Source organism: Chryseobacterium balustinum, from assembly GCF_900168205.1.
Lineage (GTDB): Bacteria > Bacteroidota > Bacteroidia > Flavobacteriales > Weeksellaceae > Chryseobacterium > Chryseobacterium balustinum.
Genome location: NZ_FUZE01000003.1, coordinates 1 through 23,651, shown reverse-complemented (window position 1 = coordinate 23,651; position 23,651 = coordinate 1). Strand labels below are relative to the sequence as shown.

The following is a 23,651-nucleotide window of genomic DNA, read 5'->3' as shown; positions in this document are numbered from 1 at the left end:
TCATCATTTGTAAAATGTTTTGTGAGATGCTTCGACTTCGCTCAGCATGACATTGCTAATACTAAACGTTTTTGTAAAAATGTCAGTCTGAATGAAATCGAAGACTTTCTTATTATTTAAATTTTATTCTTCACAAAATAAAAAATCAGCATCAACCAAGCTAAAATCATAAACAATCCTCCCAGTGGCGTAATCGGTCCTAAAAATTTAAGGTTTGCTCCTAAATAATCCTGCAGACTTAAAAAATAAATACTGAAAGAAAACAGCATTGTTCCTGCAATCATCAAAATAGAAATCCATTTTTGAGATGAGGTATCAAATTTTAAAATATATCCTGCAATCAGTAAAAAGAAAGCAGCGTACATTTGATATCTTACGCCTGTTTCAAAGCTTTCCAGTCTTTCCACAGATAAAATTTTCTTTAAAGCATGTGCGCCGAATGCACCTAAAATAACGGATAACATTCCGTAAGCGGCACCAAAGACTAAAGTAATTGTTTTCATTTTATAATTTAGATTTATATCCAATTAGTATTAAAATTCCCTTTCTCATCAAATAGCTTATAAATTTCACAAACAGGATTATTTGGATTTTGTATATCGAAATTTCCTAACTTATTTGCGTTTTCAATTGCGTTTGATAAATTAGGTTTTAAAGAAGTATAAATATCAGCATTATTCTTTTTGTAAAACTTTTCTGATTTTTCGTAAGCCGGAAATTCTTTTTTCAAATCCTTCCCTGTCTCATCACAGTCTTTGTAACTTTTCTTAGAATATTTAAAATGTAACAACAACCAATATTCAAAACAAGTATTAACTACTAAAATTTCAACGTTTTTTATTGAAGACAATTCTTTGTAATATCTTGCAAATTCTGCACTTCGTTTTTCATCCCCTTTTTTACATTCTCTTGATTCTCTTTCAATAACATCATAATCGACAATCCAAAATACCTTATCGTAAGTTTTAGCCAATTCTTTTACATATTCATACTGTTTTGCAAGAGAAGCTTTTTTAAGTAATTGAGGTAGAATATTAATTGTTAGTTGTTCTTTATCTTTTAGTAATTGAAAATACCATTTTTCACAATCACCGTCTCCAACAATTGCAAAAGTTTTCTTTCCTTTACTCAAAAAAGATTTTCTATTCCCCATCTTCCAAATCGATATAATAATCTCCTAAATTTGGAACACCACCCAGTTTTCCAGATTTATATGCATTAAGAACATTTGATGTATCTCTTACAACAGAAGAATCAAAATCTGCTAATGAGTACAATTCAGTTGCAGAATGTTCATTTTTATTTGTAAACCAAATTGCATCATCTCTAAATAAATCTCTATTATTAAGAATTTCTCTGTTATGGGTAGTTGCTATAAGTTGAGATTCTTTTTTCCCATTAACCAAATAAGTTAATAAGAAATGATTAAATAAATCAGGATGAAGAGACGATTCAAGTTCATCTATCAGAATTATGCTTTCAGCAAAAAGTAACAAAACCAAGAAACCAGTAGAACTTAAATATTTTCTAGTTCCCAGTGATTCATCAGCAAATTTCAAAGAATATTTTTTATTAGAAACGGTATGTATAAATTCTAAATTTTCTCTTTTGATAGAATCTAAATTTTCAATATTTCCAACTTTCACCCTATCTATTTTAAAATCTGCTTTTTTAATTAATCTGTTGAAAAAATTTTTCAGTGAACTTTCTTCTTTCACAAATTTACTAATAATATCAACCATCCTTTCATCAACATCAATAAATTCAACAAGATTTCTAAAAAATAAATTTGTATTTATGAGTGCAGTATTATCTATATTTGTCTTTTGAAAACCGCCGAGAACGGTATTATTCCATAAAGTAAAAATTTCTAAGTTTTCTTCTAATGACTTTCGTTTTATAATTTTGTTTCCAAATTTAATTGATGTTAATTCTTTAAGTTCGTTTGATGTTCTTTCAAAAACTAAAGCTTTATTTGGATTAAAATCATAGAGTCTTTCATTTACAACATACCTCTTATTCAGCTCCACTTCATACAAATAACGAATGTTTTTTTGTACAAATTCTAATTCAAACTTTGTATTTTGCTTGGGTGTGTGTTCATCAAACAAGAAAGGTTCAAAATCAAATTTTTCTGTTTTTTTATCAAGTGGATTTGTGCATATACTTCTTAAAAAATCAAGTGCTTTTAAAACCGTAGTTTTCCCAGAAGCATTTGCACCATAAATTAAAGCCAATTTATTAAGGCGTAGGCCTTTAATTGGTTCGATAATATAGTAATCTTCTAAATGATCAGATTTATTGGCTAAAAAAGATAAAGTTTGCTTTTCTTTTATAGAACCAAAATTTTCTACGCTGAAATTAATTATCATTTTTTATTTCATTTTTGTAAATCATTTACAAATTTACATATAAAAATTTAATTTAATTAAGGTTATAATTCTTCTAATTCTAGTTTTAAATATTTCTTTGTTTTGTAATCCTGCCAAGTTCCGGAGATTTTATTCCCTTGTAAATCGGCTTCTACCAACGCTCTGAAAATCCACTGGTTGGTTTCCTCACTATAATAATCATTTTCAATAATAGAAATATGATTACCTTTTAATTTACCGTTCCACTCGATCATCTTTTTGTTTTTATCATACCAATATTTTGCAGAAAAAGAACCGTCATCATATACTTTATCGATTAAAACCGTGATTGGATATTTTCCGTCGATTTTCCCTTTATACAGTTTATTGCTAAGACTCGTTTTATTAACTTTTTCAGAATCTGACAATAAGTTTTTAGCATACGAACTCCAATATTTTTCCAAATTTTTGTAAGGAAATTCCACGACATGACTCCCCAATTCATCCAGCGCTCTCATCGCATGATTAGAACATCTTCCGGCAATGAATCTTATTTTATCCTTTGCAAAATAATACTCAATTCCATCTAAAGTAAAATCGGTAAAGCAGCCTTCATACATAGCAATCTGGTCTACAACTTCTTCCGAAGGATTTTTCTCTGATTTTAATGCTACAAGAAAATCATTAACTTCTTTTCTGACACTTTTCTGAATTAAATTTTCAACCGTTTTTATGGTATTAAGTTGAAATAAATCTTTAGCATTGATCAAATTCCCCGTTCTCAAATCAAAACTCTTCCAAATATCAAAACCTTCCGGATAGGCTCCAGAAGCCTCTCCACTGATGGCAATACTCAAAATATTTTTAGGCGTTTCCAGCTTTTCCCAACCATAAAAATAAACGTAGTTGGAGTACGACGTTTTTCCTGATGATACCAATTTAGAAGGACTTACATCTGAACCGGGAATATATTCAAGCTGATCGACTTGCAAAAACGTATTGATTTTATTTTCAACTAAAGGTTTTTCAGCATAAGAAACTGTTGGGAAATTAAAATCTTCTGATTTCGGTTGCAAATCAGTTATTTTTAAATTTTTCTGTTGCGAAAAACTTAAGCCGGAAATTAGCAGAAAAAATAAAAAATTCTTTTTCATTACAAAGGATGTAAAAAATATGAAACTAACCTGCTAAGCAATATTACACCTCCCAGAATAACAAACATCTTCCAAAACTTTTTAGAACCTCTAAATCCAGGATGATTTGTTTGTTTAAGAAAAATGCCAAAAACAACAAATAAAACAGCCAAAATAATCTGTATCATTATTTTTCTCTTAATCTGTTAAATTCGTTGATAACTTCGTGATGCGTCACCGTTTTATCTTTAAAATAAGTCACAAAATGCTGTTTCTCTTCTTCCGTTGCACCCATTTGGTTTAGGATATTCAACAAATGCATTTTCATGTGACCTTTCTGAATTCCTGTTGTCACCAAAGAACGTAAAGCACCGAAATTCTGAGCCAATCCTGAAACCGCCAAAATACTCATCAATTCCTGAGCAGAAGGTTTTCCAAGAAGTGCCAAAGAGAATTTTACCAAAGGATGAAGATTCGTCAAACCACCGACAACTCCTACAGAAATCGGAAGATCGATCCAGAATCTAAAAATTCCGTTATCAATTGTACAATGCGTCAACGAAGAATATCTTCCGTCTTTTGCAGCATAAGCATGCGCACAAGCTTCTGTTGCCCTGAAATCATTTCCGGTTGCGATAACCACTGCATCAACACCGTTCATAATTCCTTTATTGTGAGTCGTCGCACGGAAAGGTTCTATTTCAGCGATCGTAACTGCCTGTTTAAATTTTCTCGCAAACTCTTCGTTTGAAATTCCGCTGTCGTCTTTCAAATCTTCAATTTTACACGAAACCTCGGCTCTTACGATACAATCAGGCGTGAAATTAGAAAGAATATTCATCACAATCTGCAAAGAATTTTTCTCTTCCTGAGTAAAATCTTCACTAATTACAATTTCCTGCTTCAACGTTTTTCCAAACTGCTCCAGACACGAATTGATAAAGTTGGCTCCCATAGAATCTACCGTATCAAAACTTGCTTTCAACTGATAATAATTCGGCATTTCGGAAGTTTTGTCGATTAATTTTATATCTAAAATTCCGCCGCCACGATTTCTCATGTTTGCCGTAATCGCTTCTGTTGCTTCAAACAGTTTTTTCTTTAAATTAAAATTAAAAAAATGCTGCAGTTTGTGAGATTCAACATCGATGATAAAATGCGTGTGTCCTAATTTTTCGGTGTTGATAATAGTTGTTTTAAATCCACCTTTATCGATCCAGAATTTTGCTGCTTTTGAAGCTGCCGCAACGACCGAACTTTCTTCCACCGCCATTGGCAAAGCCAATAATTTTCCGTTGATCAAAAAATTAGGTGCAATTCCGTAAGGCATATAAAAATTGGAAATCGTATTTTCAGAAAACTCATCGTGAAGTTTCTGTAAATCTGCATTTTCGTTCCAATATTGATTGAGTATATTTTGATAATCCTGGTTTCCTTCGAGATATTCGTTAACAAGCCAGTCTATTTTTCCCTGTTTGGTTAATTTAGAAAAACCTTCTACCGGTTTATGATTCATATTGATAATTTTTATATGTAGTGCGTAATCGTAATTTTTACGATTTCACTCATAAATTAATGACCGTAAATATACTAATTTTGCTTTGGAAATATGTGGATAAGTTTGTTTTAAAAACACTGACTTTTCTCAATTTTGGACTTAATTTTGCTTAAAACTTTATCAGATTTTCCATTTTAAAATATTTATTTAAATGAATTTTGACCGCATAAAAGAGAAACTCGAAATACTTGCAGATGCTGCAAAGTATGATGTCTCGTGCTCATCAAGCGGTGGAAAAAGAAAAAACAACGGTGGTTTAGGCGACAGTTCAGCAAGCGGAATTTGTCACACTTATACTGAAGATGGTCGCTGTGTTTCTCTACTTAAAATTCTTTTGACCAATCATTGTATTTACGATTGTATCTATTGCGTTTCCAGAAAATCGAATGATATTAAACGTGCTGCTTTTACGGTGGAAGAAGTAGTCGATTTAACCATCAGTTTTTACCGCAGAAATTATATTGAAGGCCTATTTTTAAGCTCAGGAATTTTCAAAGATGCCGATACGACGATGGAACGTTTGGTGCGTGTTGCAAAAAAACTGAGAACCGAACACAATTTCAACGGATATATTCATTTGAAATCAATTCCTGGAGCGAGTGATGATTTGATGAATGAAGCTGCATTGTATGCAGACCGATTGTCCGTCAATCTAGAAATCCCGACAGAATCTGGACTAAAATTATTGGCGCCGGATAAAAACCGTGAAGATATGCTTCAGCCGATGAGAATCGTTCAAAAAGGAATTCAGCAATATAAAGACGAAAAAAAAATTATCAGAAGTGCTCCGAAATTTGCTCCTGCAGGACAATCTACTCAAATGATTGTGGGAGCAACGAATGAAAACGATTTACAAATCATTAAAGTTGCCGATCATTTTTACAAAAATTACGGAATGAAACGGGTTTATTACTCGGGTTATATTCCGGTTACAATCGACAATCGTTTACCTGCAATTACTTCTGAAGTTCCTGTTTTACGGGAAAACCGTCTGTATCAATCAGATTGGCTGATGCGTTTTTATGGTTTTAAAGCAGATGAAATTTTAGATTTCAATATGCCGTTTCTTGATTTGGAAGTTGATCCTAAATTGAGTTGGGCTTTGCGACACTTAGATCAGTTTCCTGTCAATTTGCAAACTGCAGATTACAAAATGATTCTCAGAATTCCTGGAATTGGTGTAAAAACTGCACAGAAAATTGTAAGTGCAAGAAAATTTCAGGTTTTGAGTATTGACCATCTTAAAAAATTGGGAGCTGCTGTAAACCGTGCAAAATATTTTATTGATTTCACTTATGGAAATCCATTTTTAAAACATTTGACTGATTTAAATTTAAGAAGATTGATCATTGGCGGAAGTCAGTCTAAATTTCAGAATCAGTTTTCGCAGCAATTGACTTTGTTTTAATATGTTTAAACACAAATTTTACGAATACTTTTCACGAATAACACGACCTTAATTAGAAAACAAATGATTAACTGTCATTCAGAACGAAACAAAGTGGAGTGAAGAATCTTAATTAATTAGTTAAGATCCTTCCTTCGTCAGAATGACACAATGATTGCAAAAATTGTTAGATTGTTATACTATTAAACTGTTACATTAACTCATGACCACCCTACTCTACGACGGAAGTTTTGACGGACTTTTTACTGCGATATTTGAAGTTTTTGAATATCGATATCAAGACGTGGAAATTTTTAGCAGAGAGAATTTCCAGCAGGAAAATATGTTTGCAGAAATTCATGAAGTGATTACACAACAGGAAAAATCGGAAAGAGTTTTAAACAAATTAGAACAAAATATTGGGAAGTCGGGAATCCATCAATTGTTACAGGTCTTTCTTTCAGAAGATCAGGAAATGGAGAAGCTGATTTTATCTGCCGTAAAACAATCTATCAAATATCCTGAAGAAAATATATTACAAAATTTTGCGGATGAAGATATTCTGAAAATTTCAAAAATATGCAAATCGGTAAGCCGAGAAAGACATCGAATGACTGCTTTTGTACGGTTTGAAAAAATGCAAGATGAAATTTATTTTGCTAAAATTGATCCTGATTTTAATGTTCTGCCTTTAATAAGAAAACATTTTAAAGATCGTTACGCCGATCAAAAATGGATGATTTATGATTTACGAAGACATTACGGTTTGTTTTATGATTTAGAAAACTGTGAATTCTTTTATCCGGATGAAAAGGTAGATTTAAACCAATATCAGCAAAAATTTCACAAAGAAGAAAAGAAATATCAGACGCTTTGGCAAAGTTATTTTACCAAAACCAATATTAAAGAAAGGAAAAATACAAAATTGCATATTCAACATGTTCCGAAACGATATTGGAAATATTTGACGGAGAAATGGTGAAAAAATACTATTCTTACTTAAAGATTGAACTCCTACGGAGTTCTAATTGTGGGTCTTACTATTATCCTAAAAAGGTATCGCTCCTCCGGAGCTGTTCTTGGGAAATAGTAAAAAAAGTTTTGGCTAAAACCAAATTCTCATTACAAAATAAAAGCCGGGCTAAAGCCCGACTCTATTGATATTTTTATAAAATTTTCTCAAAACAAACACTATTTTCAATTCCAGCGTATTGTCCGTAATTTGGAATAATAGTGTAGTTACATTTTTTATAAAGAGCAACAGCTTCTATTTGCTTCTTGCCTGTTTCTAAAACTGTTTTTTCATAGCTCAATTCTTTTGTCCAGATTTCCAATTCTTTTAAAACTGATGCTGCAAAACCTTTTCCACGATACTCAGGAAGTGTAAACATTCTTTTAACTTCCATTGTGTTTTCGTCAATCCGTTTTATCGCTCCGCAAGCAACAGGTTTTTTATTTTCAAAAATAACGATACAGTTTTTTAGCAGATCAATTTTATTATACTGATCATAAAAAGCATGATCTTCGCCATCTATAAAAGCTAAATAAGCATCCAACTTTTTTACAAGATTTTGAAAATCGAGATTCTCGGAAGTTGTTCTGAGGATTTGCATTTTATTCGGATTTAAAATTCATCTCGCAGATTTAGCAAATTTCGCAGATAAAAATATAAAATCAGCCCAATCTATTTAATCTGCAAGAGATTTAATTTAAAAATTCACCACAAACTTTCTATCATTAATGAGTTCAGCAATGGCCAACATATCTTTTCCAATCAATCGGTCATCTTCCAATTTATCAACTTTTGAACGAAGAATGGCAAAGTTTTCTTCAATAATTTTTGAACATTTTGCCGGTCTTCTAAATTCTAAACCTTGAGCTGCAAACATTAATTCAACCGCCAAAATATTGACTAAATTACCTAAAACCTGATTGAATTTTCTACCGGAAATACTTCCCATAGAAACGTGATCTTCCTGACCTAAACTTGTCGGGATAGAATCTGCAGAAGCCGGGAAACAAAGCGTTTTGTTTTCAGTAACCAACGCTGCAGAAGTATATTGCGGAATCATAAATCCTGAATTCAAACCTGAGCTTTCAGTCAACAATCTTGGTAAACCGTACTTTCCTTCCAATAATAAATAACTTCTTCTGTCTGAAATATTTCCCAATTCAGCTACAGCTAAAGTTGCATAATCTAATGGCATTGCCATCAATTGTCCGTGGAAATTTCCACCAGAAATAGATTCTTCTGCGCTTAATACAATCGGATTATCGGTAACAGAATTTAATTCTGTTTCTGCCATTATTTTAAGATGTTCAAAAGCATTTCTACTTGCGCCGTGAACTTGAGGAACACATCTCATAGAATAAGGATCCTGTACTCTTTCGCATTCTTCGTGAGCTTTTAGGTTTTCAGAATTCTTTAAAAATTTCAGCATTCTCGCTGCTACTTTTTTGCTTCCTTCAAACGGTCTGATGTCATGAAGTTCTTTTTTAAACGGACTTGCTGAACCTCTGTAAGCTTCAAGACTCATTGCAGCCGTCATATCTGCTAAGTCTAATAAATATTCAAATTTTTCTAAACCTTTTATCGCGTGAGCCAGAATAAACTGAGTTCCGTTGATTAATCCTAAACCTTCTTTCGGTCCTAAAACCAATGGCTCAAGATTGTTTTTTTCTAAAACTTCAGCCGTTTCGAAAATCTCGTTTCCTACCCAAACCTGTCCAAGTCCTAAAAGTGGTAAAACTAAATGTGATAAAGGAGCCAAATCTCCCGAAGCCCCTACAGAACCCTGTTCCGGAACTACAGGAATAATATCTTTTTCAAGCATCACAATAAATCTTTCGATTACTTCCAAAGAAACTCCCGAAAAACCTTTCGACAAAGCATGAACTTTCGCAATCATCATGATTTTTGAAAATTCTTTATCAATAGGTTTCCCCACTCCTACTGCGTGAGAAATAATTAAATTATACTGAAGCTGAGCTGTTTCGTCAGCTGAAATTTTAGTATCACAAAGCGGTCCGAATCCTGTATTAATCCCATAAACACATCGGTCTGACTCTACAATCTGTTTTACATTATTCTGAGATTTTAAAATTTGTTCTTTCGCTTCTTTACTTAATTGAGCTTTATTTGGGTCTTTACAGATTTCCAAAACATCATGAAAACTGAAAGTATCTATACCGTATATCATTTCAAAAAATTTGCTTAAAAATACACATTTTGAAGCACACTGAAAAAGCCGATTAAAGCTAAAATACAGCATTCTTAAATTAAACAATATTTTGGCTCATAAAAATACTCAACAATCACAAAATATTTTATCAAATCAACAATTATTTAGCTATTTTTACCGTATTATTTTAAACTAATATCTATGAAATTTAAAGCTTTATTATTGGCACTTTCGTTGACAAGTGCATTCTCATTCGCTCAAGACAAAGTGAAGTATTCTAAGGAAGAGATCAAAAAAATGGAAACCTATCTTTTCAATGAAGGTTTTAACATTCCATCTCCAAAGAAAATATCTACCATTATCATGAAAGACGGAACTGTAAATAAAGGATATTGCAGTAAAGTTGACTCTAAAAAAGGACAGATTTACGAAATTGCCATTAAAGACAGCGCTACAAAAAAGCAAATGACTTTTAATGCTGAAAATGTAAGTGAAATGTATATTTATCCAAGTAATGCCGAAAAGATTGCAAAAGTTGGAAAATATTTTGGAAACATCAGGAACTTCGGAACTAAAAAGCTGACAAAAAATACAACGGGAGAAAACATTCACTTTGTGAATCAAACTGTTTCTTTAAAGAATAAAAAAGATGATAAAGAATTTTTGATGCAGCTTATCAATCCTGAATTCAGCGACATTATCTCCGTTTATCATGATCCGAGAGCTAAAGAAACCGGAGGTGTTTCTTTTGGTGGTCCTCAATTGGGTGGCGGAGTTATCAAATCTTTCTATGTAAAAAAAGGCGACAAAGTAATGTGGCTACATAAAGATGATTTTGAAGACAACTACGATTTATTATTTGGTGACAATGCAGAATTTATGAAAAAATATCCTAAAAAATCTGTAGAATGGGATTATTTCAGCTTTTTGGTAAGTCAATACACTGAAATGACAAACGGATAAAATTATTTTAAATATAATCTGAAGCTGTAGAAATTCTACAGCTTTTTTTGTTGTTTTTAAATACATTGAGAATGCTTAATTTTGTGTTATGAATCCGTCTTTAGAATTACAGCTTAAAACTTTACCATCAGAACCGGGCGTTTATCGATATTACGATAAAAATGAAAATCTACTGTATGTAGGTAAGGCAAAAAATCTAAAGAAAAGAGTACTTTCTTATTTCAACAAAACCCTTTCCGGTTACCGTACCAGAATTATGGTTGGAAAAATCAACCGTCTTGAAACCACCATTGTCAACAGTGAATATGATGCACTTTTATTGGAAAACAATCTGATTAAAGAACATCAACCTTTCTACAATGTGATGTTGAAAGACGACAAAACATATCCGTGGATTTGCATTAAGAATGAAGATTTTCCTAGAATTTTTCTCACAAGAAATAAAATAAAAGACGGTTCTGAATATTTTGGTCCTTACGCAAAAGTGCGTCCTGCAAAGATTTTATTGGATACGATTAAGCATATTTATAAACTGCGTACCTGTAATTTAAATTTAGCTCCAAAAAAAATTGAGGAAGGAAAATACAAAGTCTGCCTTGAGTTTCATATTAAAAACTGTGAAGGACCGTGTGAAGATTTGGAAAGCAAAGAAGATTATGACCAAAAAATAGATGCTATTCGCGGGATTGTAAAAGGTGATTTCCGAAGAGCAAAAGAATATCTTGTTAATCAAATGACGAAATACGCATCTAATCTTCAGTTTGAAAATGCTCAGCTCATCAAAGAAAGGCTCGATATTCTGGAGGATTATCAGGTAAAACATACGGTGGTAAATCCGGATATTGATGATGTAGATGTTTTTGGAATGACGAGTGATGAAACGGCGGCTTACGTTAATTATTTTAAGATTAGAAACGGTAACATTATTCAGAGTTTTACGACAGAAATCAAGAAAATGCTTGAAGAAACCGATGAAGAAATCATGGAAGAAGCGTTGATTGAAATCCGCCAAAAATTTGATTCTGATTCTAAAGAAGTTTTGCTTCCTTTTCACTTAACTGTTGAAATTCCTAATGTAAAGCTGATTGTTCCGAAAGTGGGTGACAAGAAAAGAATCGTTGAGCTTTCTGAAAAAAATGCCAAAGAATACAGAATTGAAAAACTGAAACAGGTACAAATTGTAGATCCTGAAAGACATTCGAACAGAATTATGGCGGAAATGCAAAAACTTCTGAGAATGCCTGTTGAACCAAGACATATCGAGGGTTTTGATAACTCTAATATTCAGGGAACCAATCCGGTTTCGGCGTGTGTTGTTTTCAAAAACGGAAAAGCAAGTAAAGCAGATTATAGAATTTTCCATCCAAAAACGGTTATTGGTCCCGATGATTTTAAAACGATGGAAGAAGTAATTTTCAGACGCTATAAAAGAATGCTGGAGGAAGGCGAAAGTTTGCCCCAATTAATTTTGATTGACGGTGGAAAAGGACAGCTGTCTTCCGCGGTAAAAAGTTTAAAACTTCTTGGTCTTTACGGAAAAATTACCATTGTGGGAATTGCCAAAAGATTGGAAGAAATTTTCTTTCCCGAAGATCCTATTCCGTTATATCTCGATAAAAAATCCGAAACGCTTAAAATTTTACAACAAGTACGTGACGAAGCGCACCGTTTTGGAGTAAGACATCATAGAACAAGACGTACCAATTCTACGATAAAATCTGAGCTTGAAGAAATTCCTGGGGTTGGTGAAAAAACAATTGAATTGCTTTTATCTAAATTAAAATCAGTAAAAAGAATAAAAGAAGCCAACCTTGAAACTTTAGAAGAAATCTTAGGAAAATCTAAGGCAAAAATAATCTGGGAATTTTTCAATGCCGGATAAAATAAAAAACTCTTATCAATGATAAGAGTTTTTCAATTTATTGTTCAAGGGAATTTTTAAACTCCTCCCATTACATACATGTTTTCCATTGTAGGAATTTCACTTCCACCTTCTTTTTCCAAAGTAATGGCAAAAGCCTGTGCGTTTGGAATATTAGCTAAAGCTATTTTAGCATCTTTTTCGTCGGTGTACATTCCTGCACTCACTGGTTTTCCGTCTGCAATTGCCCAAAGCTGGTATTGCATTCCTTCCGGGGCTTTTGGCAAACTATTTGCGGTTAAATAAACATCTTTAGAAGTTTTATCCCAATATACCACAGCGTTGGATTCGGGATGTTTTTCAACACCCGCCAAAACAATTTTAAGCATATTCGGGTTTGAAGTAATCTTCAATTTTTGCTCAAGATTTTGCATCGCAAGGTTTTGAGATTGCTTATCAGATTTTAAACCAGCTAATTCGTTTTTCAATTCGTTTTGGCTGTTCATCCAAAACAAATTGCCTCCAATACTTACTAAAAATAAAACAGATGCAGCCACTGCGAAGGTTTTCCAGCTGTTATTTTTTTCTACTTTTATTTCCTGCGTTACCTGTTGAGTTTCCGTTTTTGGTTCAACATTATTAATAGGAATTACAGGTTTCTCTTCTACAACTTCTTGTTCAAGTTGAATTTTATCCCAGATTTTTGCTTTCAAATCAGTGGGTGGTGTCATTGCCTGTGCAGTTGCAAGCAATTCAAAAGTTTTTTGCGCCTCTTCGTACGCAGCTTTTACTTCAGTATTATTCTTCATCACACACTCCAAAATACCTGCTTCCTCGGGAGAAGCAAGACCTAGAATGTAAGATTCTAGAATTCCGGATGATATGTATTCTTTACTATCCAATTTATTGATAATCTTTTAACAAGTCTTTTAATTTAATCAATGCATTTCGCATTTTGGTCTTTACAGTGCCTAACGGCATATTCAGTTTTTCTGATATTTCACTCTGCGTAAATCCTTGATAATAGGCAAGATCAATGAGTTCCTGCTTATCAGATTCCAAACTTTCAAGCACTTTATTAAACCCAATAAAATCTGAATTATTGGTGGTTGTAAGTTCCGCATTCTCATATACGAAATCTGGCAAAGGTTGGTTTTTAAGTTGGTTTTGAAAGCTTTTAGATTTAAGATAATCAATTGCCGTGTTTCTTGCAATATTAATCATCCAAGTATAAAATCTACCTTTCGCAGCATCATATTGATGAATGGAATTCCAGATTTTTACAAAAACATCCTGAATAATCTCTTCTGTATATTCTTTAGACTGAACAATTCTGAGAATTACACCATACAACGCACCAGAATAGTTATCATACAAGTGATGAAAACCAGCTTCGTTTTTCTGTCTCAGCAAAACGATAAGTTCTTCTTCTGAATAATTTGTTTTTATGGTGAATATTTTTCATTTCAAATGTAATGAAATAATATAAATAATGAGAAAAAACTTTTAAAAATTACATACCACACAGAATTGATTAAAAAATAATCAATTACCGTTAATTATTGTTAAAATTTAAATTCTTAAATCTAAACCAAACTGAGCTTCGTAAATGATGATAACAAACAAAATTACTTACTCAATAATAATTAAAAAAAATTAAAGAAATGAACACAAGATCAAAAATCGCAGTATTCGGAATGGTCGCTTTATCATTCGCATTCAGTGGAAATGCAGCTGCACAGCAAATGAAAGAAAAAACTGTAATGGTAGGTGGTGCCGCAATGTATCCTTCGAAAAATATTGTTGAAAATGCAATGAACTCCAAAGACCACAAAACTTTGGTTGCTGCCGTAAAAGCTGCCGGTTTAGTAGAAACGCTTCAAAGCAAGGGTCCTTTTACTGTATTTGCACCAACTGATGCAGCATTTGCAAAATTACCCGCAGGAACTGTTGAAAATTTGGTAAAACCAGAGAACAAGGCAATGCTTACAAAAATTTTAACGTATCATGTTTTACCTGGAAAATATAGTACAAAACAAGTTTGGGCAGCGGTAAAAGCAGGAAATGGTAAAGCAATGATGAAAACGGTACAGGGTGAAGAGCTTACATTTTGGACAAAAGGAAAAGATTTATATGTTACCGATGCAAAAGGTAACAAAGCAAAAGTTACGATTGCTGACGTTAATCAGTCAAATGGTGTAATACACGTAATTGATACGGTATTGATGCCCTAATTTTAGTTTTTATAGTTTATTTTAAGGAAGCCTTACCTGAGATTATCGGGTAAGGCTTTTTATTTTAATTCTAAGATTTAATAATCTTTATTTCTTGATGAATTTGGTTACAAAAACACCTTTGTCTGTTTTTATTTTTATAAAGTAAATTCCTGAAAACAAGTAAGAAACATCTATTTTATCACTTTTAGAGATACTATTTTTTACCAGTTTTCCTGATGTATCAAAAATATCAATTTCTTTAATTTTAAGATTCTCAGGTAATTTAATTGAAAAACTATCGGTAACAGGATTTGGATAGATTTTAATATTTACCGAACTTCCATTATTACTTATAATTTCGTTGGTTGCAAGATAAGTTGGCAGAGAATCTGTAACGGTGTACAACTCGGCTCCGTGGTCTTTTGTAAATATTGTAAGATAAAGTTTTTCATTATCTGTAGCCAATTTCAAAATATTTTCGTTGACTAAAAGCTGATCATCATTTGTAATAAGCAGATCCAATGGAGTTACATTTCCTGCCACTCCGTTTGAACGCCATACTTTTTGAGAATCTCCGTTGAGAAAATATAGATAATTGTTTACACACGTCATATCTTTTATGCCAGGAAAATTTGATCCCAAGCTCGTCGTTCCTATGGTTGTGCCATCTGTTTTCCATAATTCTGTTGAATTATTATTCGTGAAAAATAATTGGTTTCCACATTTTTTAAACTGTACATTCCCAAAGAAATTTATTGGCGAGACCTCTGTAGTCCCGGCAATATTTCCATCGGTAGAATAAAGTCCTGAAGGATATCCGGTAACAGCATAGAATAATTTATTATTAAAAATTTCGGTTTGATTGCTAATATTGGCAGAACCATAAGGATCGCTGTGAGATCTCAATAAAACTGACGAAGCCTGATCTCCATTTGAAGCAAAAAGTTCAGTATTAGATATATTGTTAAAATTTTCTTTTCTTGTAGAATAAAGCAGTTTGTTATTTAAACTTCCAACTACCTTAATATTTCCATCACTACCATCCTGAAAATTGTATTGTACAGCTTTCAAAGTATTGGCAGAAGTTCCGTCTGATTTCCAAATTCCAGACTTGCCGTTTTCTTTTGCTACAAAATAGGCAAAACCGTTCAGAACAGTTGTTTTAGGATCTGTATTATACATACTTCCCATGTTATCTGTAGAAATATCTTTTACCAGAACAGCGGTATTAGAATTATTATCAACTTTCCAAAGTTCTGTTCCTACTACATTATCATATCCTGAAAATAATAAAGTATTGTCGTTAAGATTAACGAAAAAAGAAGTATCATAAATACTTGTATTGCCTGTAGAAACAGATCCGGAATTCCCAGAGGTTCCGTCTGTTCTATAAAGTCCGTTTATCGGGTTTGGAGTACTATTTTTGGTATAAAAGTAATTTCCTACCTTAAAAAATGTATCGTTAAAATTAGTAAACATCCCAACTGAAGAAGTTCCGCTGGTAAAGTTTGTAAGACGTGAGATCTGCTGAGTCGATTTATCTCTTTTATAAATCTGATTATTGAATTCTCTGTCTGCCGCAATGAAAATTAAATTATCATTCAGAACATTATAAGAATGTGGCGAACTACTTTCGAATTTACTGATATCAGAAACCAAAGTAGCTTCTTGTGTAAGAGGATTTAAAGAATATAACTCCATTCCGTGCTTAGCGGTAGTTCCTGCTAAATACAATTTTGAATTAAAATCTAAAACACCATTAGACGCTATCATACCCAATGTTGTCATTTCAAACGTCTGTGCAGAATTTCCGTTTGTTACCCAAAAGCGATTCCATTCATTTGGCTTGGTAAGAATCAAATGTTGCGCATCTGAGCTTACTCCATGTAATACATTATTGGTTGGGGTGTTAAACAATACAGTTCCCGCAGAGGTTCCATCTGTTTCCCAGATGTAGCTTCCAGATAATTGGCCGTTGGAATAAGTGTCAAAATATATCTTATTATTAACCTTAAAAAACTTACTATTGTTAATAGCCATCGAGCTAGAATTTCCTGGTAAAATGTCTTTTAAAAGTTTTGTACCTGACACTGTTCCGTCTGAGATCCAGGGCTCCATTCCTCCATTGGTAGGATCAAAACCTACAAATACAAAATAATTACCCACTGAAGCGCCGTTAAGCTCATATATGCTTTGCACAGGCATTAATGGCACCGTACCTGAAGTTGTGCCATTACTTTCGTAGAGCTGATAACCGGTTGCTGTATTTGCAATAAAATAAAATTTCCCGTTATTTAAAGTTAAAATTTTAAAATCATTTGAAATACTGTTTCCATTACCGGTAGCAATATCTTTTAGCAAAGTAGTTCCGGCTATCGTTCCATCAGATTTCCAGATCTCTTTACCATTTATTCCGTCGTTTGCTGCCAAAAACAATTGATTATTGAAAGTCTCCAATTTCATCGTTCCCGATGTATATTCAAAAGTTTTTAGTAATGATAAATTATTTGCTACAGTATCAAATACCCAAAGTTCTTTATTCTGATAATAAAAAATTTTATTTCCTACAGCTACAAATTCATCAATTGAATAATTAGAATTAATATCCTGTTTTTTAATTGTCCCGGAAGGAGTTCCGTCCGTTTCCCAAATTTGATATCCCGAATAATTCTGTTGTGCCAGAAAATATATTTTATTATTTATTTTTACAAATTTCGAATTAGCTGGTATCCCGCTATTCTGTCCTACAAAAATGTCTTTCAGTAATGTAGATCTTTGAATTGTAGAATTATAGACCCACGGTTCCAATCCTTCATCAGCATTTCTGGATGCCGCAAAAACAATGAGGTCATTAAGTTTTGTTAAGTTATAAGGAGAGCTTCCCGAACCAAAATTAATTTCGTTCAATTGTGTGTTTAAAACATTTTGAGCCTGAAAATAAGCTGATACAGCTATCAACAAAGAAATGTAAATTTTTTTCATATTTTTTGTGTTATTATTTTCTCCAAACAAGGATAAATATTGTATTTCTTTTATTTCAAAGGAGCAAATACTTCTTTAGAATATTCGTCGTTGCCTTTCGAAATTTCAATTACTAAATTTCCATTTTCAAAATACCCTGTTGTAGATTCACCTGAACCTAATTTAACTCTGAAAACATCTTTTTTGGTAGTCTCTTTGAAAGTAGCAAAAGGAACAGAACTGTTTCCGTCTACTAAAATAAACTGAGCGGCATCAATCTGAATTTTCTGAAGACTTAGTTTTCCGTTGCTGTATTTTTCTGCTCTTGAAGTTTGCGGCTTTTGTTCGCTTACTTGAGGTACTGCTTCTGTAGCCTGATTTTCTTTTTTATACTCTGTAATTTGAATAGGGTTAGCAACCGGAATCCTCGCAAAAGTATCAGATAAAGCATCTTTAAAGCCTTCTTCGTATTCTTTAATTGATGTAATTCCTTTTTGTGAAGAAACAACTTTGTTATTGCAGTCTTTAAATTCTAAAATAATTTTGTTTCTAAGAAAGTTACTATCATTAATAACGTCAGCGTTTAAGACACTACATGGATTCACATTGGCTTCTTCCGGCCATTGCCCTCTATTTTCAGAAAGCACAACATATTGCTTAGCTTTCATATTTTTAGTTAAAAATGCACTAAGCCCGTAATTATTTTTTTTAAAACTTTCAAATGAACTCGGAACTACTACATATTTATAATCAGAAACTTTCTGTGCATACGATAGCATGACACAAAAAGATGATATTATAACCGATAACTTTTTCATAAATTTATTTAAACTTTAAATTAATCATTTCTAAATTCTCCCATATCCAGTTTTAATGAGAAGAAATTAGAGTAAAAATTAGAACCTCCAATTCCAGAATTACTGATTGCGTAATCAAGTGTTAAGCCTCTGTAACGAATACCTATACCTGCGCTTGGCTGAAAAGAAACTTTTCTCTGAAGATCTTCAATATCAGTAATTGATTGAAATCTATTGACTCCCACTCTTACAAAGATCATTTTCTGATATCCCAATTCAGCTCCGGCATACGGTGTGATACTTGCAAAGTCTGTTGAAAGAAGAGCTGCAGTTTTAGCAAAATCTACATTGATCCCAGCTTCAGGTAAAATATAAAGACTGCTGTTGATATTGAATAATTTACTTGCTCCTGCGTTTAGCTTTGGCATCGTCAATTCCATTTTATCGGTTGGAGCAGGGTTAAATTCTTCACCGTTTACAATGGTAGACAATTCTTTTTGATTTACACTCCAGAAATTGACCGTAGTAGTAGCATCACGAAGAACTCCTCCGAATTTCCAGCCGTTATCGGCTTTATAAATAGCCCCAACGTCGAAACCAAAACCATATCCGCTTGCAAATTTCCCTACATTTCTGTAAACAATTTTAGCATTTACACCAACATCCAGTTTGGGATTTCCACCAGGATTGAATGCATAAGAAATAATCCCCGCATAATCTGACTGTGAAAACTTAGTAATTTTATCGTAATCAATATTTCCTTCAGTATCGATTAGCTGAGTGGTATTTAAAATATTATCAACCCCTAAACGGACAACTGAAACTCCGAAAACTCCTGTCTCCAAAACTTTTGCGTAAGCCAAATAATCATATTTTGCGATAGATTCAAAATATTCTGCGTGCATTGCTGCGCCTTGCCAGTCTCTTGTAATACCGTTCAAGCCTGCGGGGTTCCACATTGGTGAATACACATCATCCTGACTGGTCATTACGGCGCCTCCCATCCCTATTCCTCTGGCTCCGGCTCCGATATTTAGAAATTCATTGGAATATTTTCTGATAATCTGAGATTGAGAAAACCCAAATAAAAGGGAAAATACTAATAATAGATATTTTTTCATCATGTAGAAATGGATACTTAGTTAATGTTTTTTTGTTTTCTAGTTTTTATCAGTGCGTTTACAACAATAGCCAAAATCATAACCAAAGATGCAATATAAAATACCGGGCTCATATGTTCTGATTCTCCAAAGATAAAAAAAGCTAGTATAATTCCGTAAACTGGTTCTAAATTAACTGTTAAAATTAAAGTAAAGGGCGAAATATATTTCATCAGCTTCACAGATTCAAACATAGGATATGCTGTAAATACACTTGCCAACAAGCCTATTAACGCAAGATCTCTATAATTTATTTCATTCATCTGCATGATTTGCCCTGTTGCAAGATAAAATATCATCAAAATAAACCACCCTGAGAAAATTTCATAAAAAATAATATTTCCTGAACTGGTTTTTCCGAAAAGCTTTCCATTAAAAACCGAAAAAACGGTTCCGAAAATGGCACACAAAATGCCGTAAAAAATTCCTTCTTTATATTGAAACTCGGTTTTAAAAATAAGTAAAATACAGGCGACAATTACCGTTCCCATTACCACTTCTGAAATATCTACTTTCCGTTTAAAAACAATCGGCTCCAAAACCGAAGCAAATAAAGTAGACAACGAAAGACAGCTTAAAGCAATTGAAACATTAGAAACTTTTATAGAATAAAAAAAGCAATACCAATGCAGCGCCATAAAAAAGCCTACTCCCGATAATTGAAAGAATAGTTTTTTTGAAACCTTAATGCTTTCTTTTTTATAGATCCGTATAAATGCATAAAGAAATATGGCAGCAAATAGCATTCTGTAAAAGACAAGAATATGGGCATTGGCGGTGATCAGCTTCCCCAAAATTGCTGTAAAGCCCCACAAAAAAACGATTAAATGTAATCTAAAAAGTGCTAATTTCTGCATGTTATCCCTCTGATTTTTAAATAGGCAAATTTACGAATAGCTTTTCATTAAATTTAAAAAAATATAAGATTACTATCATTATTTCTAATGATAATTCTAAGTTGCCGATCCAGTCGAAAAATTTAAGCAATAAATTAGTCTAATAATGAAATTCTGAACCATAAACCTTCAAATAGAGAAATATAAAAATCTAAAAACCCTGAAAATTTATGCAACTTTCAGGGCCTTCAAATAATAAACTATTAAAAAAATAAACTAGGAACTGAGTATTTATATAGAAACTTACATTTCTACTACTCTATTGTAAAGTTAGCAAAATATGCACCAAAAAAAACAGTTGATTTGTTAAATATTTCATAATTTTCTAATAATCAACCGATTAAAACATAATAAACATATTTTACTACTTTTTCTAAAAATAGTATCTTTAGCCAGATTAAAATATAAATTTCATGGATATTGAATTTAACAAAAGAGAAGATCAAAATAAATTAAAATTATCTGAAATCAACCGTTTGCTTACAGAAATTAAAAAAGGTGGTGGTGAAAAAAGACTTCAGAAACTTCGTGACGAAGGGAAAATGACGGCAAGAGAAAGAGTAGAATATCTTCTTGATAAAAATTCAGATTCCATAGAAATTGGTGCTTTTGCTGGTTATGAAATGTATGAGGAGCACGGCGGCTGCCCAAGTGGTGGTGTTGTGGTTGTAATGGGTTATGTTTCCGGAAAGCAGTGTTTAGTTGTAGCAAATGATGCCTCAGTAAAAGCTGGAGCTTGGTTTCCCATTACTGGAAAGAAAAACTTGAGAGCTCAGGAAATTGCCATGGAAAACAGACTTCCAATTATTTATCTGGTAGATTCTGCAGGAGTTTATCTTCCGATGCAGGATGAGATTTTCCCTGATAAAGAAATGTTTGGTAGAATCTTTAGAAATAATGCTAAAATGAGCGCTGCAGGAATTATTCAGATTTCAGCAGTAATGGGAAGCTGTGTGGCAGGTGGAGCTTATCTTCCGATTATGAGTGATGAAGCTATGATTGTAGACAAAACCGGTTCTATTTTCTTAGCCGGAAGTTATTTGGTGAAAGCTGCAATTGGCGAAACTATTGACAACGAAACTTTAGGTGGAGCAACAACGCATTGTGCAATTTCGGGAGTTACCGATTATAAAGCAAAAGATGATAAAGATGCTTTAGACCGTATTAAAAATATTATGAAATCTGTTGGAAGTTATGATAAAGCAGGTTTCGACAGAATAGAAAGCTTTCCTCCTAAAGAAAAAATAGATAATATCTTCGGAATCATGCCTGTTTCCAGAGCAGAGCAATATGATACTTTAGAAATTATAAAATGTATTGTTGATAATTCTGAATTTGAAGAATACAAAGCAGATTACGGTAAAACTATCATTTGTGCAACCGCAAGAATTGACGGTTGGTCTGTAGGAATTGTTGCCAATCAAAGAAAATTGGTAAAAAGCGGTAAAGGCGAAATGCAGTTTGGAGGAGTAATTTATTCCGATTCAGCTGACAAAGCAACTCGATTTATTGCTAATTGTAACCAAAGAAAAATTCCTCTAATCTTTTTACAAGACGTAACAGGATTTATGGTAGGTTCAAAATCAGAACACGGTGGAATCATCAAAGACGGTGCAAAAATGGTGAATGCAGTGTCAAATTCTGTAGTACCTAAGTTTACGATTATTACAGGAAATTCTTACGGTGCCGGAAACTATGCAATGTGTGGAAAAGCGTATGACCCAAGACTAATTGTAGCTTGGCCATGGGCAGATTTAGCTGTAATGGGAGGAACTCAGGCGGCAAAAGTTTTAGCACAGATTCAAGAATCTACTTTGAAAAAGCAAGGAAAAGTAATTACTGAAGAAGAGCACAATGAAATTTTAGACACAATTACGAAAAAATATCAAAAACAAACGGAAGCTACCTACGCAGCTTCAAGATTGTGGACCGACGCTATCATCAATCCTATCGATACCAGAAAATGGATTTCTATGGGTATTGAGGCGGCGAACCATTCTCCGATTACTGAAAAATTCAATTTAGGAGTAATCCAAGTGTGATTTTACTCAATTTTAAAATATTTGGCCTCACTTTAGAAGTGAGGCTTTTCATATTATGTTAAATAATCCTAAAGAATTATAAAGTTTCAAAACGCCATACTACTAAGGTAAGATTTTTGTTATTAGAATATATCTAAAAACTAATAAGCACTACAACCTCTTTTTAATTACTAATCCCAAAAGGAAACCTATGAAAAGATATTTTGCAGTATTTATTGCCTTATATACCGTCGTTTTATTATACATGATGTTTTATGCATCTGGAAGAGAACCTTCTGAGATTTCATATATTCAACATCAGCCTTTTATCACTATACAGCATTTTTTAAATGATAACAATATAGATAATCAGGCTTTTGTCGTAAATATATTTGGCAATATATTCTTATTCAGTCCATTCGGATGGTTGGGATTATGCATTAAGAAATTTAACCGTTTTATCCCCGTTACTTTTTTCTTTTTGATTGCAATAAGTATTATTGAATCAATACAATATTTTACCGGAAGAGGTGTTGCAGATATAGATGATGTATTTCTAAATACTTTAGGAATGTTAATCGGCTTTTTTCTATTCAAATATGCAACCTGGAAAAACATTGCCAATATTCAGTTTCATTTTCAACTGTTAGAAGATAAAAAAACGGCTGTAACAGCTTCAACTTCATAAATAAGAATATTTAAAAGTACAGTTAACAATATTAATCGCTTTTTCAGGAGCTATTTCCGGCTATTCGCTTTTACTCCTCACTCCATTGCTCTTCCATCACTAACCCCCTCTTCTCTCTAACGTGTGTTCCGGGGTAACCGCTGCTATCCGGGCTAGGATTACAGTCTTTTTATAATAATATTTATCCTTTAATTAAAATTAAAGGCTTCCAATTCATCTTTTTAGAATTCAATATTTACCTTTCAAAGAATAAACTCAAGATTTTAAGTAAGATTTACACTCAAGATAAAACATAACAAACACTCCGGAGGAGTGTAACCTTTGTCGAACATTACAGCATCATTTTCATAAGCTCCGAAGGAGCGACACAATAGGCAATAGACAATAGGCAATAGGCAATAGGCAATAGGCAATAGGCAATAGGCAATAGGCAATAGGCAAAATTACTTATTGCCCATCTTCAAAAGTTTATAACAA

At 32.8% G+C, this 23,651-nt stretch carries 20 protein-coding genes; 7 read left to right on the top strand and 13 right to left on the bottom strand.

What is annotated here, in order from left to right; translation table 11 throughout:
- Positions 1-116 precede the first annotated feature (116 nt).
- The 5 genes from B5X64_RS05640 to B5X64_RS05620 all read right to left on the bottom strand — a co-directional run bounded on the left by B5X64_RS05640 (position 117) and on the right by B5X64_RS05620 (position 5,000).
- Positions 117-503, bottom strand: coding sequence for a DUF423 domain-containing protein (locus B5X64_RS05640; protein ID WP_079464319.1), 387 nt, complete (start codon positions 501-503; stop codon positions 117-119).
- 14 nt (positions 504-517) lie between these two features.
- Positions 518-1,132, bottom strand: a complete 615-nt coding sequence (locus B5X64_RS05635) for an RloB family protein (protein ID WP_164463381.1) — start codon at positions 1,130-1,132, stop codon at positions 518-520.
- 10 nt (positions 1,133-1,142) lie between these two features.
- Entirely contained in the window at positions 1,143-2,372 is a 1,230-nt protein-coding gene (locus B5X64_RS05630) for an AAA family ATPase (RefSeq protein ID WP_079464317.1), read from the bottom strand.
- 62 nt (positions 2,373-2,434) lie between these two features.
- Complete coding sequence (locus tag B5X64_RS05625; protein WP_079464316.1) at positions 2,435-3,505, bottom strand: hypothetical protein; 1,071 nt, start codon at positions 3,503-3,505, stop codon at positions 2,435-2,437.
- Positions 3,506-3,671: 166 nt separating this feature from the next.
- Positions 3,672-5,000: a hydroxymethylglutaryl-CoA reductase, degradative gene (locus B5X64_RS05620; RefSeq protein WP_079464315.1), complete on the bottom strand. Its 1,329-nt coding sequence runs from the start codon at positions 4,998-5,000 to the stop codon at positions 3,672-3,674.
- 193 nt (positions 5,001-5,193) lie between these two features.
- Between B5X64_RS05620 and B5X64_RS05615 the strand changes: the two genes are divergently transcribed.
- Together B5X64_RS05615 and B5X64_RS05610 are read left to right on the top strand one after the other, a co-directional pair.
- Complete coding sequence (locus B5X64_RS05615) at positions 5,194-6,450, top strand: putative DNA modification/repair radical SAM protein (protein ID WP_079464314.1); 1,257 nt, start codon at positions 5,194-5,196, stop codon at positions 6,448-6,450.
- A gap of 202 nt (positions 6,451-6,652) precedes the next feature.
- On the top strand, positions 6,653-7,411 hold the full coding sequence (locus B5X64_RS05610) for a TIGR03915 family putative DNA repair protein (RefSeq protein WP_079464313.1): 759 nt from the start codon (positions 6,653-6,655) through the stop codon (positions 7,409-7,411).
- Between the two features lie 184 nt (positions 7,412-7,595).
- Here B5X64_RS05610 and B5X64_RS05605 read toward each other — a convergent pair whose 3' ends face one another.
- On the bottom strand, positions 7,596-8,042 hold the full coding sequence (locus B5X64_RS05605; protein WP_079464312.1) for a GNAT family N-acetyltransferase: 447 nt from the start codon (positions 8,040-8,042) through the stop codon (positions 7,596-7,598).
- Positions 8,043-8,138: 96 nt separating this feature from the next.
- Complete coding sequence (gene hutH / locus B5X64_RS05600; RefSeq protein ID WP_079464561.1) at positions 8,139-9,629, bottom strand: histidine ammonia-lyase; 1,491 nt, start codon at positions 9,627-9,629, stop codon at positions 8,139-8,141.
- A 183-nt stretch (positions 9,630-9,812) separates the two neighbouring features.
- On the opposite strand from hutH, the gene B5X64_RS05595 reads away from it, so the two are divergent.
- Positions 9,813-10,574: a hypothetical protein gene (locus tag B5X64_RS05595; RefSeq protein WP_079464311.1), complete on the top strand. Its 762-nt coding sequence runs from the start codon at positions 9,813-9,815 to the stop codon at positions 10,572-10,574.
- Between the two features lie 88 nt (positions 10,575-10,662).
- Entirely contained in the window at positions 10,663-12,456 is a 1,794-nt protein-coding gene (gene uvrC / locus B5X64_RS05590; RefSeq protein WP_079464310.1) for an excinuclease ABC subunit UvrC, read from the top strand.
- Positions 12,457-12,512: 56 nt separating this feature from the next.
- On the opposite strand, the gene B5X64_RS05585 is transcribed toward uvrC, so the two are convergent.
- Both B5X64_RS05585 and B5X64_RS05580 read right to left on the bottom strand, forming a co-directional pair.
- A complete protein-coding gene (locus B5X64_RS05585) occupies positions 12,513-13,337 on the bottom strand; it encodes an anti-sigma factor (RefSeq protein ID WP_079464309.1) in 825 nt (274 codons plus the stop codon).
- A 1-nt stretch (position 13,338) separates the two neighbouring features.
- On the bottom strand, positions 13,339-13,848 hold the full coding sequence (locus B5X64_RS05580; protein WP_228418755.1) for an RNA polymerase sigma factor: 510 nt from the start codon (positions 13,846-13,848) through the stop codon (positions 13,339-13,341).
- A 251-nt stretch (positions 13,849-14,099) separates the two neighbouring features.
- Here B5X64_RS05580 and B5X64_RS05575 point away from each other — a divergent pair, with 251 nt between their 5' ends.
- Positions 14,100-14,669 carry a fasciclin domain-containing protein gene (locus B5X64_RS05575; RefSeq protein WP_079464307.1) on the top strand — a complete coding sequence of 190 codons (570 nt, stop codon included), beginning with the start codon at positions 14,100-14,102 and terminating at the stop codon, positions 14,667-14,669.
- A gap of 87 nt (positions 14,670-14,756) precedes the next feature.
- Here the strand turns inward: B5X64_RS05575 and B5X64_RS05570 are convergent, their stop codons facing one another.
- The 4 genes from B5X64_RS05570 to B5X64_RS05555 are packed head-to-tail and all read right to left on the bottom strand — an operon-like array spanning position 14,757 to position 20,426.
- The gene (locus tag B5X64_RS05570; RefSeq protein ID WP_123920680.1) at positions 14,757-17,633 is read right to left on the bottom strand and encodes a T9SS type A sorting domain-containing protein; all 2,877 of its coding nucleotides are present in this window, start codon (positions 17,631-17,633) and stop codon (positions 14,757-14,759) included.
- A gap of 50 nt (positions 17,634-17,683) precedes the next feature.
- Entirely contained in the window at positions 17,684-18,430 is a 747-nt protein-coding gene (locus B5X64_RS05565) for a hypothetical protein (protein ID WP_079464305.1), read from the bottom strand.
- 20 nt (positions 18,431-18,450) lie between these two features.
- On the bottom strand, positions 18,451-19,533 hold the full coding sequence (locus B5X64_RS05560; protein ID WP_079464304.1) for a putative type IX sorting system protein PorV2: 1,083 nt from the start codon (positions 19,531-19,533) through the stop codon (positions 18,451-18,453).
- Between the two features lie 14 nt (positions 19,534-19,547).
- On the bottom strand, positions 19,548-20,426 hold the full coding sequence (locus tag B5X64_RS05555; protein WP_079464303.1) for a DMT family transporter: 879 nt from the start codon (positions 20,424-20,426) through the stop codon (positions 19,548-19,550).
- A gap of 452 nt (positions 20,427-20,878) precedes the next feature.
- Here B5X64_RS05555 and B5X64_RS05550 point away from each other — a divergent pair, with 452 nt between their 5' ends.
- Together B5X64_RS05550 and B5X64_RS05545 are read left to right on the top strand one after the other, a co-directional pair.
- Positions 20,879-22,507 carry an acyl-CoA carboxylase subunit beta gene (locus B5X64_RS05550; protein WP_079464302.1) on the top strand — a complete coding sequence of 543 codons (1,629 nt, stop codon included), beginning with the start codon at positions 20,879-20,881 and terminating at the stop codon, positions 22,505-22,507.
- 190 nt (positions 22,508-22,697) lie between these two features.
- Positions 22,698-23,174, top strand: coding sequence for a VanZ family protein (locus B5X64_RS05545; protein ID WP_079464301.1), 477 nt, complete (start codon positions 22,698-22,700; stop codon positions 23,172-23,174).
- The last annotated feature ends 477 nt before the right edge of the window (positions 23,175-23,651 follow it).

Coding starts and splice junctions, on each gene's coding strand:
- B5X64_RS05545 (WP_079464301.1), top strand. CDS start 22,698: ATGAAAAGATATTTTGCAGTATTTATTGCCTTATATACCGTCGTTTTA.
- B5X64_RS05620 (WP_079464315.1), bottom strand. CDS start 5,000: ATGAATCATAAACCGGTAGAAGGTTTTTCTAAATTAACCAAACAGGGA.
- uvrC (WP_079464310.1), top strand. CDS start 10,663: ATGAATCCGTCTTTAGAATTACAGCTTAAAACTTTACCATCAGAACCG.
- B5X64_RS05575 (WP_079464307.1), top strand. CDS start 14,100: ATGAACACAAGATCAAAAATCGCAGTATTCGGAATGGTCGCTTTATCA.
- B5X64_RS05605 (WP_079464312.1), bottom strand. CDS start 8,042: ATGCAAATCCTCAGAACAACTTCCGAGAATCTCGATTTTCAAAATCTT.
- B5X64_RS05550 (WP_079464302.1), top strand. CDS start 20,879: ATGGATATTGAATTTAACAAAAGAGAAGATCAAAATAAATTAAAATTA.
- B5X64_RS05570 (WP_123920680.1), bottom strand. CDS start 17,633: ATGAAAAAAATTTACATTTCTTTGTTGATAGCTGTATCAGCTTATTTT.
- B5X64_RS05565 (WP_079464305.1), bottom strand. CDS start 18,430: ATGAAAAAGTTATCGGTTATAATATCATCTTTTTGTGTCATGCTATCG.
- B5X64_RS05640 (WP_079464319.1), bottom strand. CDS start 503: ATGAAAACAATTACTTTAGTCTTTGGTGCCGCTTACGGAATGTTATCC.
- B5X64_RS05610 (WP_079464313.1), top strand. CDS start 6,653: ATGACCACCCTACTCTACGACGGAAGTTTTGACGGACTTTTTACTGCG.
- B5X64_RS05555 (WP_079464303.1), bottom strand. CDS start 20,426: ATGCAGAAATTAGCACTTTTTAGATTACATTTAATCGTTTTTTTGTGG.
- B5X64_RS05625 (WP_079464316.1), bottom strand. CDS start 3,505: ATGAAAAAGAATTTTTTATTTTTTCTGCTAATTTCCGGCTTAAGTTTT.
- B5X64_RS05595 (WP_079464311.1), top strand. CDS start 9,813: ATGAAATTTAAAGCTTTATTATTGGCACTTTCGTTGACAAGTGCATTC.
- B5X64_RS05630 (WP_079464317.1), bottom strand. CDS start 2,372: ATGATAATTAATTTCAGCGTAGAAAATTTTGGTTCTATAAAAGAAAAG.
- B5X64_RS05560 (WP_079464304.1), bottom strand. CDS start 19,533: ATGATGAAAAAATATCTATTATTAGTATTTTCCCTTTTATTTGGGTTT.
- B5X64_RS05615 (WP_079464314.1), top strand. CDS start 5,194: ATGAATTTTGACCGCATAAAAGAGAAACTCGAAATACTTGCAGATGCT.
- hutH (WP_079464561.1), bottom strand. CDS start 9,629: ATGATATACGGTATAGATACTTTCAGTTTTCATGATGTTTTGGAAATC.